At 69.1% G+C, this 16,195-nt stretch carries 15 protein-coding genes and 1 riboswitch; of the genes, 5 read left to right on the top strand and 10 right to left on the bottom strand.

Annotated features, from left to right (window positions below; genetic code table 11):
- Positions 1-27: 27 nt before the first annotated feature.
- Positions 28-1,416 (bottom strand): aminotransferase, encoded by a 1,389-nt coding sequence (locus M6G65_RS12605; RefSeq protein ID WP_238195530.1) that lies wholly within the window; start codon positions 1,414-1,416, stop codon positions 28-30.
- A 139-nt stretch (positions 1,417-1,555) separates the two neighbouring features.
- Here M6G65_RS12605 and M6G65_RS12600 point away from each other — a divergent pair, with 139 nt between their 5' ends.
- Positions 1,556-2,089: a hypothetical protein gene (locus tag M6G65_RS12600; RefSeq protein ID WP_238195531.1), complete on the top strand. Its 534-nt coding sequence runs from the start codon at positions 1,556-1,558 to the stop codon at positions 2,087-2,089.
- Between the two features lie 111 nt (positions 2,090-2,200).
- Here the strand turns inward: M6G65_RS12600 and M6G65_RS12595 are convergent, their stop codons facing one another.
- A complete protein-coding gene (locus M6G65_RS12595; RefSeq protein WP_238195532.1) occupies positions 2,201-2,470 on the bottom strand; it encodes a DUF6894 family protein in 270 nt (89 codons plus the stop codon).
- 246 nt (positions 2,471-2,716) lie between these two features.
- Here M6G65_RS12595 and M6G65_RS12590 point away from each other — a divergent pair, with 246 nt between their 5' ends.
- On the top strand, positions 2,717-3,208 hold the full coding sequence (locus M6G65_RS12590) for a glutathione peroxidase (protein WP_238195533.1): 492 nt from the start codon (positions 2,717-2,719) through the stop codon (positions 3,206-3,208).
- A 14-nt stretch (positions 3,209-3,222) separates the two neighbouring features.
- Here the strand turns inward: M6G65_RS12590 and M6G65_RS12585 are convergent, their stop codons facing one another.
- The 4 genes from M6G65_RS12585 to M6G65_RS12570 all read right to left on the bottom strand — a co-directional run bounded on the left by M6G65_RS12585 (position 3,223) and on the right by M6G65_RS12570 (position 5,643).
- Complete coding sequence (locus M6G65_RS12585) at positions 3,223-3,432, bottom strand: hypothetical protein (protein WP_238195534.1); 210 nt, start codon at positions 3,430-3,432, stop codon at positions 3,223-3,225.
- Between the two features lie 251 nt (positions 3,433-3,683).
- Complete coding sequence (locus tag M6G65_RS12580; RefSeq protein ID WP_250104240.1) at positions 3,684-4,475, bottom strand: ATP12 family chaperone protein; 792 nt, start codon at positions 4,473-4,475, stop codon at positions 3,684-3,686.
- Positions 4,476-4,541: 66 nt separating this feature from the next.
- A complete protein-coding gene (locus M6G65_RS12575; protein WP_250104001.1) occupies positions 4,542-5,207 on the bottom strand; it encodes an HAD-IA family hydrolase in 666 nt (221 codons plus the stop codon).
- A 52-nt stretch (positions 5,208-5,259) separates the two neighbouring features.
- Positions 5,260-5,643, bottom strand: a complete 384-nt coding sequence (locus tag M6G65_RS12570) for a hypothetical protein (protein ID WP_238195536.1) — start codon at positions 5,641-5,643, stop codon at positions 5,260-5,262.
- A gap of 201 nt (positions 5,644-5,844) precedes the next feature.
- On the opposite strand from M6G65_RS12570, the gene M6G65_RS12565 reads away from it, so the two are divergent.
- Positions 5,845-6,558, top strand: coding sequence for an alpha/beta fold hydrolase (locus M6G65_RS12565; RefSeq protein WP_238195537.1), 714 nt, complete (start codon positions 5,845-5,847; stop codon positions 6,556-6,558).
- Here the strand turns inward: M6G65_RS12565 and M6G65_RS12560 are convergent.
- The gene (locus M6G65_RS12560) at positions 6,525-7,904 is read right to left on the bottom strand and encodes an RluA family pseudouridine synthase (protein WP_238195538.1); all 1,380 of its coding nucleotides are present in this window, start codon (positions 7,902-7,904) and stop codon (positions 6,525-6,527) included. The genes M6G65_RS12565 and M6G65_RS12560 overlap by 34 nt on opposite strands.
- Positions 7,905-8,129: 225 nt before the next feature.
- Positions 8,130-8,504 (bottom strand): HigA family addiction module antitoxin, encoded by a 375-nt coding sequence (locus M6G65_RS12555; protein ID WP_238195539.1) that lies wholly within the window; start codon positions 8,502-8,504, stop codon positions 8,130-8,132.
- A 386-nt stretch (positions 8,505-8,890) separates the two neighbouring features.
- A riboswitch (cobalamin riboswitch) is annotated at positions 8,891-9,086 on the top strand.
- Positions 9,087-9,363: 277 nt separating this feature from the next.
- Between M6G65_RS12555 and M6G65_RS12550 the strand changes: the two genes are divergently transcribed.
- Positions 9,364-11,550, top strand: coding sequence for a TonB-dependent receptor (locus M6G65_RS12550; protein WP_238195540.1), 2,187 nt, complete (start codon positions 9,364-9,366; stop codon positions 11,548-11,550).
- On the top strand, positions 11,544-13,004 hold the full coding sequence (locus M6G65_RS12545; protein ID WP_238195541.1) for a PepSY domain-containing protein: 1,461 nt from the start codon (positions 11,544-11,546) through the stop codon (positions 13,002-13,004). The genes M6G65_RS12550 and M6G65_RS12545 overlap by 7 nt, the downstream gene beginning before the upstream one ends.
- A 216-nt stretch (positions 13,005-13,220) precedes the next feature.
- Here M6G65_RS12545 and M6G65_RS12540 read toward each other — a convergent pair whose 3' ends face one another.
- Both M6G65_RS12540 and M6G65_RS12535 read right to left on the bottom strand, forming a co-directional pair.
- Positions 13,221-14,282 (bottom strand): HD-GYP domain-containing protein, encoded by a 1,062-nt coding sequence (locus M6G65_RS12540; RefSeq protein ID WP_250104000.1) that lies wholly within the window; start codon positions 14,280-14,282, stop codon positions 13,221-13,223.
- Positions 14,283-14,345: 63 nt separating this feature from the next.
- Entirely contained in the window at positions 14,346-16,073 is a 1,728-nt protein-coding gene (locus tag M6G65_RS12535; RefSeq protein ID WP_238195543.1) for a sensor domain-containing diguanylate cyclase, read from the bottom strand.
- Positions 16,074-16,195: the final 122 nt, after the last annotated feature.

Raw genomic sequence — 16,195 nt, 5'->3', positions numbered from 1 at the left:
ATCTCCGAAGCGCGCGGCAGATGCCTCTTACCCCGGCATCGCCTCCAGCCCCTCGGCACGGATCCAGTCGCGGGTGCGGTCCAGCGCCCGACCGAGCCTATCGAACAGCGCGTCGATCTCGTCCGGGGTGATGATCAGCGGCGGGCAGACGGCTACACGGTCGCCGGCGAGCGCCCGCACGATCAGCCCCTCGCCTTGCGCGAAAGCAACGCATCGGGCCGCGACGCCCGCCTTCGGGTCGTATTGCCGCTTGCTGGCCTTGTCGGCGACGATCTCCAGGCCGCCGATCAGCCCGATGCCGTTGGCCTCGCCCACGATGGCGTGCTCGGCGAGGGCTGACAGGCGGCGCTGGAACTGCGGCGCCTTCTCGGCGGCGCCCTCGATCACCCGGTCGCGCCGATAGATCTCGATCGCCTTCAGCGCCACCGCGGCCGCAACCGGATGGCCCGAATAGGTCGTTCCGTGGCCGAACGTGCCGATCTTCTCGCTCTGTGCGATGAGCGCCTCGTAGAGCGGCTCGTCGATACTCACGCCGCCGAGCGGCATGTAGGCGGAGGTGAGCGCCTTTGCGAAGGAGATTGAGTCCGGCCGGACGCCCAGAGCCTCGCTGCCGAACCACGTGCCGAGCCGGCCGAAACCGCAGATCACCTCGTCGGCGATCAGGCGGACGTCATATTTCGCGAGCACCGCCTGGATGGCCGCGAAATAGCCCCGCGGCGGCACGATCGCGCCGCCCGCGCCCATCACTGGCTCGGCGATGAACGCCGCCACGGTCTCTGGTCCCTCGCGCAGGATCGTCTCCTCCAGCTCGGCGGCGAGCCGAGCCGAATAGGCCTCCTCGGTCTCACCGGGCCCGGCGCCCCGGTAATGGTGCGCGGGCGCGACGTGCAGGAAGCCCGGCAGCGGCAGGTCCCAGTCGGCGTGGTTCGCCGCGAGCCCGGTCATCGAGGCGCTGGCCACCGTGACCCCATGGTAGCCCTTCTGGCGGGCAATGATCTTCTTCTTCTTCGGCCGGCCCAGCGCGTTGTTGTAGTACCACGTGAGCTTGACCTGCGTATCGTTCGCCTCCGAACCCGAGGAGGTGAAGAAGATCTTCGAGGTCGGGACCGGCATCAGCTCCTTGAGGGTTTCGGCGAGTTCGATCCCCGGATCATGGCTGCGGCCCGAGAAGAGATGCGTGAACGGCAGCCGCGCCATCTGCGCCCGGGCCGCCTCGACGAGCTCCGCGTTCGAGTAGCCGAGCGCCGTGCACCACAGGCCGGACATGCCCTCGATGTAGGGACGGCCCTCCGTGTCGTAGACGTGAACGCCCTCGCCACGCTCCAGCACCAGCGGGCCGGTGTGCCGATGCGTGGACAGGTTCGTGTAGGGGTGGAGCAGGGTTTCGACGTCGCGGGTTGCGAGGTTCGACAACATGGATCGCACGGTCCTCTTGCGGAGGGGAGAGCGGCCGCCACACTACCGACCCGATGCCCGTGCAGGTAGTCCGGCGGATCCGCGGCCGGCCGTTGCCGGACGCATGCCGGAAGCGACTGCCTCTCGCGACGCACGAACCATGCTCAATCCCGAAGCTTTCGTCGCGCAGCCCGCGCCCGGCCGCACCTGCGGCGCCTGCACGCTCTGCTGCAAGGTCTACGACGTCCCGGCGGTCGAGAGCGTCGCGGGGCAATGGTGCCGCCATACCAAGGCCGGCCAGGGCTGCGCGATCCACGCCACCCGGCCCGACCATTGCCGGGCATTCCACTGCCTGTGGATGACGGAGGGCTGGCTCGGGCCGGAATGGAAGCCGGACCGGGCCAAGATGGTGCTGAGCCTCGATCCCGTGACCCGCAACATGAACGTGCAGGTCGATCCCGGGCAGGCCAACGCCTGGCGGCGCGAACCCTATTACGGCCAGCTCAAGCGCTGGGCCGTGGCCTCGGTGCCGCTGCGGCGGCACGTGCTGGTGCACATCAACAAGAGCACCACCGTCATCCTGCCGGACCGGGACGTCAGCCTCGGAGTGGTGGGTGCCGACGAACGCATCGTATCCCACGACAGGATGACTCCGCAGGGACCGAGCTTCGACGTACAGAAGGTTCCTGCCTGAAGGCGACGGGCGTTCGGACTCGCGCTCCCACGCCGCCCCGTTGCAGCGCACCGATGCCCGCGATCCAGACCCGGAGCGCTGGCGGATTGCGGCGACCAGCGACCAAGCCCCTCAGCTCGGCTGAGCACCGCGCACCGGCTCCCTGCGCATGGCCGGGGATTCGATCACGAGGAACGTCATCTGGAACAGGATCAGGCCGGCGCCGTCGGTCACCTCGATGCGCCAGTCCTCACCCAGGGCGATGCGGTGTGCGTCGTGCTTCAGGATGTCGCCGGCAAGGCGGATGGCCTCCAACCGGGCGGCCTGCCAGTCCGCGAACTCGGTGCCCTCGACATCCAGCGCGGAATAGCCGTCGTGGACGTGGAAGTGAAAGCGCGGCATCCACGCACCCCGGTCAAGTCTAGGCAGGGGGATGCAGCCAACCCTCACTCGCGGCCGTGCCGATAAGTGTCGCCGCGATTGTCGAGCTTGTATGCTGGATGTACCGTATCGGCTATAATCCACATTAAAATTTGATGCATCGCTCGGCTTAGACAGCCAAGGGCGCTTCGTCGGTCTTGCGGGCGCACAGGGGCGGACCGGGCCATGAACCTTGCATGCGCGGTCCCTTTGGCCAAGGGATCGGGCATGACAACACTCCACGACCTCACCGTCGCCGCCGCCGATGGCACACCCTATCCGCTCGCGCAGCATCGCGGCCAAGTGCTGCTCATCGTGAACACCGCCTCACGCTGCGGCTTCACTCCACAATATGAGGGCCTCGAGGCTCTCTGGCGCCGCCACAGAGAGGCCGGCCTGACGGTTCTGGGCTTTCCGTGCAACCAGTTCGGTGCCCAGGAACCGGGCAACGCCGCCGAGATCGAGCGCTTCTGCTCGCTCACTTACGACGTCACCTTCCCAGTGCTCGCCAAAGTTGCCGTCAACGGGCCTGGAGCCGACCCGCTCTACACCCATCTCACAAGCGCGCGTCCCGGACTGCTCGGCACGCGCGCGGTGAAGTGGAACTTCACCAAGTTCCTGGTCAGCCGGGACGGCCGGGTGCTGGCCCGCTTCGCACCGGGAACCAAGCCGGCCGCCCTGGAGGCGCGGATCGAAGCCGCCCTCGCGGCGCCCCGATAGGACGCCTGTACCCGTCAGCAATCCTCGATCTCGGCGGCCTCCGGAGCCCGGACGACCGTGCGGCCGTTCATGCGCTCACGTACGCGGAGGATCGTCCGCAGAGGCACCGTCCGGTATGGACGCACGGCCTCGCGCAGGATTCCGGTGAGGAACCGGATCTCCGCGATTTTGCGCAAGGTCAGGTCCGAGGCACCCTCCGTCCGCGCCCGGCCTTCGAGGTCCATGAGCGCGTCGAACAGCGCATGGCGGGCACGCTCGTCGCCACACGTCCGCAGAGGCGCAATAAGCGCCGCCAGCTCACCTTCGAATCTGCATTTAACGGACTGATCTCTGCGCATGGGCGACCTGAACACAACAGAGTCGGACCCTAATTCAGTCTTCGTGCAGAGTCAGCCGGCAGCGGAGGCCGCTCACCGCGAGTTCGGGATTGTTGCGCAATTGCATCTGCGCAATCGGCCCAGGCCTTGTGACCTCGTCAGCGGCGGGCACCGACGAAGTCGGCCGCAGCCTCGAATTCCGAGCGGCGGGCCTCGAGACGCGCCTCGGCCTCGGCATCCCGGCCCCAGACCTCCGCCTGGTACGTCTCGCCGACATGGGCAGCCGCCCAGGCCTCGGCCGGGGTCAGATGACCGCGCAGCACGGCCAGCGCGATCAGCAGGGATCCGGTGAGCGTCGTCAGGGTGTGCAGGCCCGCAAGCTGGAACGGATCGGTCACGGCCGCCACAGCGTCGGAGAGCGCCCGCACGGTGGCGGGCGGCTGCTCCACGTGCCGGATGCCCTCGCTCAGGATCACCTGCACGCCGAGTTCGTCCCGGGCCCAGGCGAGGATCGGGTCCCAGGCCGCCCCCTGAGCGGCCACCAGCCGCTCCGGATCCCCGGCGCGATAGGCCACGAGGTCGGTGCCCGCATAGGCGCAGAGATCGCCGACCACGGCCGCGTGCCGGGGTGCGACGCCGTCGATGGCCGTGTTCGCGAGCCGCGTAAGCGGCATCCGCGCCGGATCGATCTGCGTGTCCTGCGCCGCCCATTCGGCCGCGACCTTTTCGGCCAGCGCCCGGTTGGGCAGGCGCAGCGGATTGCGGGCCGGCGTGTTCGCCGGACGCCCGTCCAGAGTCAGGCGCAACCCGCCCGCCTCCTCGGAGAAGCCGGTCTCGGTGTAGAAGCGCCGGGGCAGGGCGGGCTTGGCATGGCCGCGGGCTGCCCGCACCGGATCCGGTCGCTCATTCTCGCCCGGTCCGCCGAGCCAGTCCGTCGTCTCATCGCTCATGGACACGAGATAGGCGTTCCCGGCCTCGCGCGCGAGCCTTCGCGTGTGCTCGCGAGCCTTGCAGTCTCAGCGGATCGTATCCGCACCGTCGAGGAGTTGCGCCTCCAGCGCGCCAGCACTCGGCACCACCGTGACGGCGCCGGCTCCATAGAGCGCTTCTGGCGGGTGATAGCCCCAGGCCACCCCCACGGCGGCGGCGCCGGCCGCCACCCCCATGGCGATGTCGAAGGTGGTGTCGCCGACCATCACGGTCGCCTCCGGTTCGCAGCCGGCCTCGCTCATGGCCTGCCGCAGCATGGCCGGATCGGGCTTGGACGGCGCATCATCGGCGCTCTGCGTCGTCACGAACCAGTCGTCCCAGCCGTGATGCGCGATCAGCCGGTCGACGCCGCGCCGCGACTTGCCGGTGGCGAGGGCGAGGAGCACGTCGTCGCGGGCTTTCAGCGTGGCGAGCAGCTCGGCCATCCCGGGAAACAGCGGTTCCTCGTAGGCAGGGTCGACCCGCAGCCGGTTGTAGGCCTCCTTGTAGCTCTCCGAAAGCGCGGCGACTGGTCCGTCCTCGCCGACGAGGCGCCGGAACGCCTGCGGCAGCGAGAGGCCGACCACCGACAGAGCCTCCCGCCGGCCGGGGGCCGGCAGGCCGTTCTCCGCAAAGGCGAGGCCCTGGGCCGCCACGATCAGGTGCTGGCTGTCGGCGAGGGTGCCGTCGACGTCGAAGACCACGAGCCTCATCGGCCGCCGGGGATTCGCGGTCGCCCTGAGGCCGCGCGCGGATTATCCGCGCTCACGGCTTGCGGGCCGGCTGCACCGGCTGGCCGGCCGGGGCGGGCTGCACCGCCTGAGCGCGCGTGCGCTCGTAGCCGAGCCGGCACCGGATCAGGAAGCGCCGACGCTTGCCGCCGCGCAGGCCGCGCTGGTGCGAGGCGCGGTTGCAAGCCGCGTAGGAGCGACGCCGACGCTCGGCCCGGCCGGCGGAGGCCGGGCGCGGACTGGCCTGCGCCGGTGCCGCGGCCTCTCCGGGACCCGTAGCCGGATGCGGGGCCGCCGCCTCGGTCGGGCGAGGGGCGGTCGCCGGGAGGGCGGGTCTGGCCTGCTCGCCCGGCGCGGCGTGCGCGATCGGCCCGGTGAGGCACAGGGCGGCGAGGCAGGCCAGCATCGCGAGCTTCATGCGTCAGGGTCTCAAACCGCGGGGAACCGGCCCCGCGACGGATCGGCGGGGCATGGCGAAGCATATGAGGTGGGGCGACCGGTTGCCAAGGCATGCGCGGCGCGAGACTCTCGGAAGATGGCGCGAACTTTACCGGCGGCAGCGTAGCGCGGTCGACCAGGCGCGCAATGGCTCTCCAGCGGCAGGGGTCGCGATCCGGCGATGAACCTCGTTCTTCTTCCCGGCTTCATGACTGATTCCGACCTCTGGACCGACATGGAGGTTCAGCTCGCGCGGGTCGGCGCGATCCACCACGCCGATCTGAGCCGTGACGCCGCGATCGACGACATGGCATCCCGGGTGGTAGCGGAGGCGCCCGAACGCTTCGCCCTGGTCGGCTTCTCTATGGGCGGCTACGTGGCCCGCGAGATCGCCCGCCTTGCGCCGGAGCGGGTGCGGGCGCTGGTCCTGATCGCCACTTCGGCCCGGGCCGATACCCGCGCCCAGGCGGCGCGGAAGGCGATCGCCGTCGCACATGTCCGCGAGCAGGGCTTCACCGGCCTCAGTCGTGGGGCGATCCTCCAGTCGGTACATCCCGAGCGGGCGGGCGACGCCGACCTGATCGGGCGTATCCGGCGAATGGGCGACCGGCTCGGCGGACCGGTCTTCCTCCGTCAGGCCGGCCAAGCCCGCGCGAGCGATTTCGACCGGCTCGGCGCGATCCGTTGCCCGACGCTGGTCGTAGCGGCGGCCCAGGACGCGCTGCGCGGCCTCGACGAGTCGCAAGAGCTTCGGGACGGGATCCCCGGCGCGACCCTGACGGTGATCGACGGGTCGGGGCACATGCTGCCGCTTGAAGCGCCCGACGCCCTCGCCGCTGCGATCGTGCCGTGGCTCCTGGCTCAGGCCTCCGGCGCCTCGACGATCGGGTCGTAGCGGGCGGCGTCGAAGCCGAGCAGGTTCCAGCTCTGGGCCATGTGGGGCGGCAGCGGCGCGCTCACGTCCACCGGCTTGCCGGTCCGCGGGTGCGGGATCACGATCCGGCGGGCGAGCAGGTGGAGCCGGTTCTGGATGCCGCCCGGCAGCTCCCAGTTCTCCACGGAGAAGTATTTCGGATCCCCGACGATCGGGTGGCCGATATGGGCTGCGTGGGCGCGCAGCTGGTGCGTGCGGCCGGTGACCGGCTTGAACGACAGCCAGGACAGCTTCTGAGCGGCCTGATCGACCATCGCGTAGTAGGTCAGGGCGTGGCTCGCGCCCTCGTCGCCGTGCTTAGCGACGCGCATGCGCGCATCGGCGTCGGTGGGCTCTTCCTTGGCGAGATAGGTCGAGACGCGGCCCTGCCGTACCCGCGGCACGCCGGCGGTGAGCGCCCAGTAGATCTTCCGCGCCGCCCGGGAGCGGAAGCTCTTGGCCAGCGTCGCGGCGGCGAGCCGGGTCTTGGCGATGATCAGGCAGCCGGCCGTGTCCTTGTCGAGCCGATGGACGAGGCGGGGCTTCTGCCCGTCCGGGCCGGTCAGCGCGGCGAGCAGGCCGTCGACGTGGCGGACCGTGCCGGATCCGCCCTGGACCGCGAGGCCGAAGGGCTTGTTGAGGATCATCATGTCAGCGTCCTCGTAGAGGATCAGCGACCGGATGAATTCGGCGTCGTCTTGCTCGCGGGCGGCGTTGCGCGGGCGCTCGGAGGGCTGGTCGAGGCGCAGCGGCGGCACGCGCACGCTCATCCCCGGCTCCAGCCGGTCGTTGGGCTTGGCGCGCTTGCCGTCGACCCGCAGCTCGCCCTTGCGGACGATGCTCTGAACCCGAGTAAAGGGGAGGAGCGGGAAGCGAGCGGTGAGAAACCGGTCGATGCGCATGCCGGCTTCGTCCGGCTCGACCGTCAGCGTCTGCACGCCGGAGGCGAGGGTCGCGGAAGCGGCGGCGCGCTGCTCGCGGCGGGTCGGGCCGGGGGTGGGGGCTGGAGCGGGTCCTTCGTGCCGCTTCGGCGCAGGTCTCGGCCCGGGCTTGGCGCTCGGCGCACCGCGCCCGGCCGGCGCCGTGTGGCGTGCCTGCGCACCCTCCGCGGCAGCACGGGGTTTTGGAGCCCGGGCAGGCGCGGCGGGTGCCGCACCGCCCCAGGGATCGCGCGCGCCGGCATCGTCGCCGCGGTTGCGGGCGGCGCGCTCGGCAGCGTCGCGGGCGCTGGTGCGCGGGCCGGTGCGGGCGCGGCCGCCCGATTGAACCTTGCCGGCCTGTGGCTTACGCCCCTTCGGGCCGCCGCTTCTGGGAGGTCGTGTGTTCATGATTCCGCCGGCACCCGTCACTGCCTCGGACGGGACGTCCGGGCGCATAGGCCGCGGCGTCGCGGACGTCGGGACCGATGGGGTTGCCCGGCTGTAGCATCGCCCCGGCGCAGCGGCAAAGGCGGAGGGAGGGACCGGGGCGGCCTGAATAAACCGGTCACGTCCGTCCGCGCCGAAAATGCGCCGATTCCGGCGGAGTCTCTGCGCCGAGGGCCGGGATGAGCCTCAGCCGAACACGTGCCCGCGTCGGATGATCGTCGGGGGCGGAGCGCTCGTTTCCTGAGCCTCCGATGCAACCAAGTGGGACCTCGCCTTGGCGGCGAGTTCGCTCTGGAGGTTCTGACAGCGCTTGCGCATGTCGGCGATGTCGAACTGGGTCTGCATCTCCATCAAGGTCTCCATTTCGACCCCGAACACCGCCTCGATCCGCAGAGCCAATTCCGGAGACAACACGGCCTCCTCATTGAGGAAATCGAACAGCGTTTGACGCGGCACATCAAGCAATCCGGCTGCGTCCATAACGGTCAAGTTGCGCGGCTCGACGATATTCCGCCGCACATACCCACCCGGGTGGCCAGGATTTTCCAATCTATAGCTCATCTCTATCGGCCCTCCTTTACTGGTCCCCGCTCGAAAGCGCTACCGATCTGCTCTGGTCCGAGACCTGTGTTCGGATGATCCCGATGCTTCCGTCGGCACGACACGCGTTCAGTACGCAGCAGCACGTAAAAAAGTTCCAAGATCATCCCGCGCGATCGAACGACTAAATTTTTAATTTGAAATGAACAAATACTCGATATGCCGCTCGTATTTGGGATAGATTGTCATTATAGACATAGTTTTACTATCAATAGGCGACTCTTCACCCTCGCGCGCCCCGCGGGCACCAAGCCCGCCATCGCCGTCTGATCTGCCCCGATGAGAATCGACGGGGGTTCTCAGACCACGCCACCACCTCGTTCGGCTTGACGCGGACGAACCATAAGGCCAAGCTTATTGGCGACGGTTCCCTTCGGGGATCAAAAGGGAACGCGGTGAGGGGCTCGCCCCGAGGCCGCGGCTGTCCCCGCAACTGTAAGCGGCGAGCCCTTCACCACCACGTCACTGGGTCGCTGGCCCGGGAAGACGGTGCGAGGGCGGCGACCCGCGAGCCAGGAGACCTGCCGTCAGCCGTGGTCACACGCGAAACGCGCTGGGCGGGGTTGTCCTGGCGGGTGTCGAGACGCCCGTGCATCCGCGCGGTCGGCGAGACCTCGTTCGCGGTGACGTGCCACAGCAAGCGCGCCCGCGACACCGCTCCCGATGCCCGTCCTCACCGTATCGATCATTGTCGCGGCCGCCGCGCGCACCCACGCGCCTGTGGCCGCCGAGCTTCCGATGCGGCCGAGCAATTGTAATGTTATTACAATGCTTGTAGGACGAGCCGGCTGGCCCGCGCCGCGCACGGACCTCCTCTGCCATGTCACCTACGAACAATCGCCCAAGATCGGGCGGGCCCGCACCGCTCTGCGGCGTGCTCGTCGCGCTCCTCGCGAGCCCGGCCGCCGCGCAGGAAACCGTTGCCCTCGACCAGCTCTCGGTTGAGGGGGAGGGTGGCGGCTCGGACCGTGCCGTCCCGAACAGCCTCAACCTGCGCATCCGTGACCGGACCGCGAGCCGGATCGGCCTGACGCCCCTGGAGACGCCGGCCAGCCTCGACATCGTGTCGGGCGAGACCGCGCGGCTGCGCGGCCAGGACACGATCGCCGAGGCCGTGACCCAGGACGCCACCGGCATCACCACGATCGCCGCCCCCGGCAATGGCAACGGCGCGTTCACGTCCCGCGGCTTCGCCGGCCCGAACTCGATCCAGCAGCTCTACGACGGCACGCGCTTCTACGTGGGCGCCAACACCGTAACCTTCCCGTTCGATACTTGGAACGTCGAGCGGATCGAGGTGCTGCGCGGGCCGTCCTCGGTGCTCTACGGCGACGGCGCCATTGGCGGCGTCATCAACGTTGTGCCCAAGAAGCCGGTCTTCGTGCCGATCAACGCCGCGCGCGCGGTGGTGGGCACCGACGGCGTCGCGCGCCTCGCCCTCGATTCCGGCGGCGCGCTTGGCCAAGCGGAGTTCGGCGACACCTTCGCGTACCGCCTCAACGTCAGCGGCAACCGCGCCGACGGCTGGATCCGCCCCGAGGGCGATTTCCGCAACCTCGCGGTCTCGGCTGCCCTGCTGTTCCAGCCGAGCCCGGACCTGACGTTCACGCTGAGCCACGATCTCGGCTACCAGGAGCCGGCCCGCTATTGGGGCACGCCGCTGGTCGAAGGGCGGATCCCGGACCTGATCCGGTTCAACAACTACAACGTCCGCGACGCGAAGATCACCTGGGCCGACAACTGGACCCAGTTCAAGACCGAGTGGTCGCCCTCGGCCGACATCACGGTGCGCAACACCGCCTACCGGCTCACCAGCCGTCGCCACTGGCTCGACGTCGAGCAGTATTCCTACAATCGCGGCACCGGGCTGGTGGACCGGGGCGACTATCTCGAGATCTACCACAGCCAGGAGCAGGTCGGGGACCGGCTCAACGCGACGTTCCGGGGCAACCTCTTCGGCTTCGCCAACCAGTTCGTCGCCGGGTTCGACGTGAACCACATCGACTTCCGGCACACCAACAATTTCTATTTCGACGCTCCGACAACCAGCGTACCGCTCACCGGCTACGATCCGGGCTTCTTCCCGCAGAACGGCCGGGCGCGTCCGGCCTATGCCACCCAGACGAGCCAGGCCTCGGTCTTCGCCGAGGACCGGGTGATCCTGTCGGAGAAGCTGTCGTTCCTCACGGGCGTGCGCCTCGACGTGCCGACGCTGCACCGGGAGGATCTGCAGACGGGCTCGCGCTTCGAGAAGACCTACCGGGCGTTGGGATACCGGTTCGGCCTCGTCTACAATCCGACGCCGGACAGCGCGCTCTACGCCCAGTACAGCTTCGCCACCGACCCGGTGAACAGCCTGATCACTCTGTCGCAGTCGCTCGCGGGGTTCCAGCTCGCCACCGGCACGCAGGTCGAGGTCGGCGCCAAGGGGCTCGCACTCGACGGCGCGCTGGAATGGACCGTTGCCGGCTACCGCATCGTCAAGGACAACCTGATCTCGGCCGTGCCAGGGCAGCCGACCCTCTCGACGCAGGTCGGCCAGCAATCGTCGCACGGGTTCGAGCTGGCGCTGGGCTGGCATTTCGCGCCGGGCTGGCGGCTCGACGGCAACCTCGCGCTCCTGCACGCGCAGTATGACAAGTTCGATCAGTCGGTGAACGGTGCCACAATCTCGTATGCCGGCAATCAGCCGATTGATGTGCCCGAACGGGTGGCCAACCTCTGGCTGACCTGGGACGTTGCGCGCGACTGGACCGCCCGTGTCGGACTCCAGAACGTCGGCCAGGTCTACAGCGACTTCGGCAACACGGCGCGGCGCCCGGCCTACAACCTCGTCAACCTCGTCCTCGACCATCAGGTCACGGCGGAATCCCGCTTGTCCCTGCGGGTCTACAACCTGTTCGACAAGGTCTACGCGATCAGCGGCAACGCCGTGAACGGGGCCGGCACCAACTGGCTGCTCGGGCGGCCGCGCTCGGTCGAGGTCGCCTACACGGTGACGTGGTGAAGCTATCGCGGCGGCTCGGGAAGGCGGGCCGGCGCTTCCTGCTGCTGTTCCATCGCTGGTCCGGGATCGCCCTGGGGCTGCTCTTCACCGTATGGATCGGCTCCGGGCTGGTGATGCTCTACGTGCCGTTCCCGACGCTCACCGAGGCCGAGCGTCTGGCGCGGCTTCCGCCGCTCGTCTGGGACCACGTCGCGGTCGCGCCGGACGAGGCGCTCCGCGCCGTCGGCCTCTCGGGCGTCCCGGCCGCCTTCGACCTGGAGATGCGGGGCGCCGAGCCGGTCTACCGCATCGCCGGCCGCGACGGCGGCCGGGCGACGATCTCAGCGCGGACCGGTGAGCGGCTCGGGCCCGTGACGCCCGAAGCGGCCTTGCAGCTCGCGGCCCCGGGATCCGCGAACGCCCGTGTTACGCCGGTCGAGCGCGACCAGTGGACCGTCACCGCCCGGTACGACCCGCTGCGGCCCTTCCTGAAGGTCGCCCTGGGCGACGCCGCTGGGACCGAGCTCTACGTCTCGGAAGTCACCGGCGCCATCGCCCTCGACACGACCCGGTCGGAGCGGGCCTGGAACTGGGTGGGTTCAGTGGCGCACTGGATCTACCTGACGCCGGTGCGCGCCCGCGCGGAGCTGTGGCGGACATTCCTGCTGTGGCTGTCGGGCTTCGCCGCCCTGGGGGCGGTGAGCGGGTTCGCGATCGGGATCTGGCGCCTGCGCCTTCGCCGACGCTATGCGGGCTGCGCGGTGACGCCCTATCGCGGGCTCGCGCGATGGCATCACCTGCTCGGCCTCGCGGGCGGGCTCGGGCTGAGCACCTTCATCCTCAGCGGCTGGATCTCGATGAACCCGAACCGCTGGTTTGCGGCGCCCAGCCCGCCCGCGGACCTGCGCGCCGCCTATGCCGACAGTCCGCCGGCGCTCAAGCTCGACCCGCCGCGCCTACGTGCCTTCGCTGCGCCGGAAACCCGCGCCCTGCGGTTTGCCGCCATCGGAGGAGCCTGGTGGGTCATCGCCGAAGCGACGGGCGGTGGCCGCGCGGTCAAGGCGGACGGTGCATCGGCGCTCGACGCCGGCACCATCGCGGCTGCAGCCGCGGAGGGCTTCGCGGATGGCCCGCTGCGCTCGATGCGCCAAATGACGGCCTACGACGCCTATTGGTATCCCCACGGCACCGATCCGCGGCCGCTCCCGGTGCTGCGCCTGCGCTTCGGCGACGCGGCTGCGACCTGGCTTCACGTCGATCCCCGGGACGGCACGATCCTCCAGCGCCTCGACCGCTCCGGCCGGATCAACCGCTGGCTGTTCGACGCCCCGCATCGGCTCGACCTGCCGGGACTTACCGGCAACCGGCCCCTGCACGATGCGGCGCAGTGGGTCCTGAATATGCTGGCGGGCGGCATCGCGATCACGGGGGTCATGGCGGGCTGGCGCAGGCTGCGGCGGACGCTGTCGGCCTGAGCCTCGCTCCGCATGTTCCGTCGAGCGGTTGAGGTCGGCACGGCGGCAGATTCCGACCCAACACAACCGCTGAGACCACGGTCCGCGCTTCTCCGAAGCGGCCCTTCGTCGGTGGGCCGGCAACGTAGGCTCAGGGTGGGATCCTGCCATCGGCTGCTGGTCCGTAAGCGGACAGGTCGTCTCTCACATCGGCGATCGAGCGGCGTGTCCACCGATTCAAGCTGCGTGAGGCACATGCCGGTGCTGCCGGCCTATCGTCAGAAAGGCCTCGATCTGGTCCCAGCGGCTGAGGAACGCCTCCACGACGCGGGGATCGAAGTGAGCACCGGCATTCTCGGCCATGTGAGCCCGGGCACGCTCCGGTGTCCAGGCCTCCTTGTAGGGGCGCTCGGTCGTGAGCGCGTCGAAGACGTCCGCCACCGCAACAATCCGGCCTGACAGCGGGATCGCCTCACCTCTGAGACGGTGCGGGTATCCTGCCCCATCCCAGCGCTCGTGATGGCTCACCGCAATCTCGGCCGCGAGCCGCATCACCGACGAGGCGCTGCCGCCCAGGATGCGCTGGCCGCGCTCGGCGTGGAGCTCCATCTCCCGGCGTTCCTCGGGCGTGAGCGCACCGGGCTTGAGCAGGATGGAATCCGGCACGGCGATCTTGCCGACGTCGTGCATGGTTGCGGCGAGACTCAGCTGCCGGCACTCAGCCGCGGACTGGCCGAGCGCCTCCGCGATCAGCCCCACATAGGCGGAGACCCGGACGATGTGGTCGCCGGTATCCGCATCCCGGTGTTCGGCCGCCCGCATCAGGGTCGAGACGATCTCGCGCTCGCGCTCCTCAACCATGGCCACAGCGGTCGCGACCTCGCGGGCGAGCTGCGCCGCGTGCTCGCGCTGAACGCGATGAGCGGTGGAGAGGGCCAGAAGGTTCGACACGCGTGCGCGGATCTCGACCGGGTCGGCGGGCTTGGCCAGGAAGTCGGTCGCCCCGGCCTCCAGCGCCGCGCGACGGAGGCTGCGCTGGTCGAAGCTCGTGACCATGACAACCGGCACGGTCGCAAGCTCCGGAATGCGCCGCAGCGCCTGGATGAACGCGATGCCGTCCATACCGGGCATCTCGTAGTCGGTGATCACCACCCCGATCTCGCAGGCGTGCGCCTCGGCGAAGGCGAGTGCCTCTTCCGGTGCGGTGAAGTCGCGCGGGGTGCACCCGGCGAGCGGCCGAAGCGCGGCCACGATCACCAGGTTGTTCATCTCCGCGTCGCCGAGAATGAGAGCTAACATGGCGGAACATGCTTCATCGTTGTTCTGTCTTCCGGTGCAATGCGTCTCTTTCTCTCGGCCGCACTACGCGGCCGCCCGTAGGCCGGGTGCTCTCGACGCCTCGAACGAGCGCACGCAGTTGCGCCCGCCAGACTTGGCCGCATAGAGGGCGCGGTCGGCCCGTTCGATCGTGTGGTCGACATCACCGTCGGTGAACTCAGCCTCGGCCATGCCGATGCTGATCGTCGCCCTGAGACACGGACCGTCAGGCTCGAACACGGTGTTTGCCACCGTCTGTCGGATCCGGTCCGCGAAGATGGCCGCGCCTTTCAGGTCGGTCTCGCGGAGCAGGACCACGAACTCCTCGCCGCCGAACCGCGCGACCTTGTCGGTGGTTCGGATCGCCTCGCTGACGATGCGTCCAACTTGGCGGATGACCTCGTCGCCCGCGGCATGCCCGTACAGGTCGTTGACGCGCTTGAAGTGATCGATGTCGATCATCAGGATGCAGATCGCACGCCGATAGCGCTTGAAGTAGCTCATCGCGTCGCTCGCCAACGGCAGGAACGCGCGTCGGTTGAGCAGGCCTGTCAGCGCGTCGGTGTCGGCCAGAACCTGCATGGCATGGAGGTCGGCCCCGATGCGTCTGACGCGGTCCTCCGCGGCATTGACTGCGTTGGTCGCCTCGGCCTCGATGAGGCGCGCATCCGCCTCAGCCGTACCAATGCGCCTCAGAAGCGATCTGACCGAGGCAGACAGACGCAAGACCTCGGGCGAGCCGTGAACATGGCGCGTCATCCGCGCATCCGGCTCGCGGCCGATGCGGTCGACGGCCTCGGTGAGCTGCGTCAAGGGACGGGAGAGGCGCGCCGCGACCCACCAGATCGCAGCAATGCCCAGTACAGCCGTGGACAGCCCGAGCAGGAGTATCAGGCCGGTCAGACGGTTCGCCCCGGCCAGTGCGGTGTCGACCGGCTGCAGCGCGACGACGATCCAGCCCAGGCCCGGGTAGTCACCCCGTCCGCGCGTGGCGGCGGCCGTAGCGAGACGATCGCCTTCAGCGCTGTGGACGATGAAATGGCCGGATGCGAGATCTGCGGCCGTGTACGGGGTCACCCCGAGCTCCGATCCGAGCAGAACCTGTCCGGTGTGATCGAGGACGATGACGTCCTCCTTCAGCTCGGGTCTGCGAGACGACAGCACCTCGCGCCGGACGACGTCGGCCCATCGCCAGCTGAGATGAGCGCCGAGAACACCGAGGGTCCGGCCCGCGGCGTCAATGACCGGAACGGCCACATCCACAAACCGGAACGGCGCGCCATCGCTGTTGGGAGGAAGCTTGGATGCCAGCAAGGCCGCCGCGTGCACGTCCTCGACCGCGGATTGCCGAAGGCCATTGATGAACCAGGGGCGCTGGCTGACGCTCGCTCCTTCAAGAAGGCCGCCGGTGGAAGCACGCACTTGGCCGTCGCGATCGGCAAACCCGATCCAGGCGTAATCCGGCAGCGTCCTCTGCATCGTCTCGAGGACTTTGCGCAGGCTGCCGGTCTTCTCCATCCAGTGCGGCTGCAGCGGCTCAAACGCACCGACGTTGCGGATTTCCCGCAGACGCTCGGCCATGTCCTGATCGAGCCGATCGGCCATCGACCGGGCGACCTGCAAAAGGGCGTTCTGGGCCATGTCGGTGGCCTGCCCGCGCGCCAGCAGGGCGGATCCGATCGTGGTCACGCCGACGATCGCGAGACTGATCGCGCCTGCGAGCAGGCTGATCTGACGCCGCAGTGAAACGCGGTCCGCGAGCCGCTTAAACATCTTGAACCATCCTCGAATAGCGAGGAATATGCGGCCCAATTCATGACGGCACGTGAAATTTGTTCGTAAATAACTCCTGATTGCATGGCTTGGCAGCAGCAGCGTGACCGCCCGTCCCTGCT

The organism is Methylobacterium tardum (genome assembly GCF_023546765.1).
GTDB lineage: Bacteria > Pseudomonadota > Alphaproteobacteria > Rhizobiales > Beijerinckiaceae > Methylobacterium > Methylobacterium tardum.
This window is presented reverse-complemented; position numbering and strand designations above follow the sequence as displayed.

Excerpts from the sequence above, each read along its gene's own strand:
- M6G65_RS12550 (WP_238195540.1), top strand. The coding sequence starts at position 9,364 with ATGTCACCTACGAACAATCGCCCAAGATCGGGCGGGCCCGCACCGCTC.
- M6G65_RS12535 (WP_238195543.1), bottom strand. The coding sequence starts at position 16,073 with ATGTTTAAGCGGCTCGCGGACCGCGTTTCACTGCGGCGTCAGATCAGC.
- M6G65_RS12555 (WP_238195539.1), bottom strand. The coding sequence starts at position 8,504 with ATGAGCTATAGATTGGAAAATCCTGGCCACCCGGGTGGGTATGTGCGG.
- M6G65_RS12605 (WP_238195530.1), bottom strand. The coding sequence starts at position 1,416 with ATGTTGTCGAACCTCGCAACCCGCGACGTCGAAACCCTGCTCCACCCC.
- M6G65_RS12560 (WP_238195538.1), bottom strand. The coding sequence starts at position 7,904 with ATGAACACACGACCTCCCAGAAGCGGCGGCCCGAAGGGGCGTAAGCCA.
- M6G65_RS12595 (WP_238195532.1), bottom strand. The coding sequence starts at position 2,470 with ATGCCGCGCTTTCACTTCCACGTCCACGACGGCTATTCCGCGCTGGAT.
- M6G65_RS12570 (WP_238195536.1), bottom strand. The coding sequence starts at position 5,643 with ATGAAGCTCGCGATGCTGGCCTGCCTCGCCGCCCTGTGCCTCACCGGG.
- M6G65_RS12580 (WP_250104240.1), bottom strand. The coding sequence starts at position 4,475 with ATGAGCGATGAGACGACGGACTGGCTCGGCGGACCGGGCGAGAATGAG.
- M6G65_RS12600 (WP_238195531.1), top strand. The coding sequence starts at position 1,556 with ATGCTCAATCCCGAAGCTTTCGTCGCGCAGCCCGCGCCCGGCCGCACC.
- M6G65_RS12565 (WP_238195537.1), top strand. The coding sequence starts at position 5,845 with ATGAACCTCGTTCTTCTTCCCGGCTTCATGACTGATTCCGACCTCTGG.
- M6G65_RS12585 (WP_238195534.1), bottom strand. The coding sequence starts at position 3,432 with ATGGACCTCGAAGGCCGGGCGCGGACGGAGGGTGCCTCGGACCTGACC.
- M6G65_RS12575 (WP_250104001.1), bottom strand. The coding sequence starts at position 5,207 with ATGAGGCTCGTGGTCTTCGACGTCGACGGCACCCTCGCCGACAGCCAG.
- M6G65_RS12590 (WP_238195533.1), top strand. The coding sequence starts at position 2,717 with ATGACAACACTCCACGACCTCACCGTCGCCGCCGCCGATGGCACACCC.
- M6G65_RS12540 (WP_250104000.1), bottom strand. The coding sequence starts at position 14,282 with ATGTTAGCTCTCATTCTCGGCGACGCGGAGATGAACAACCTGGTGATC.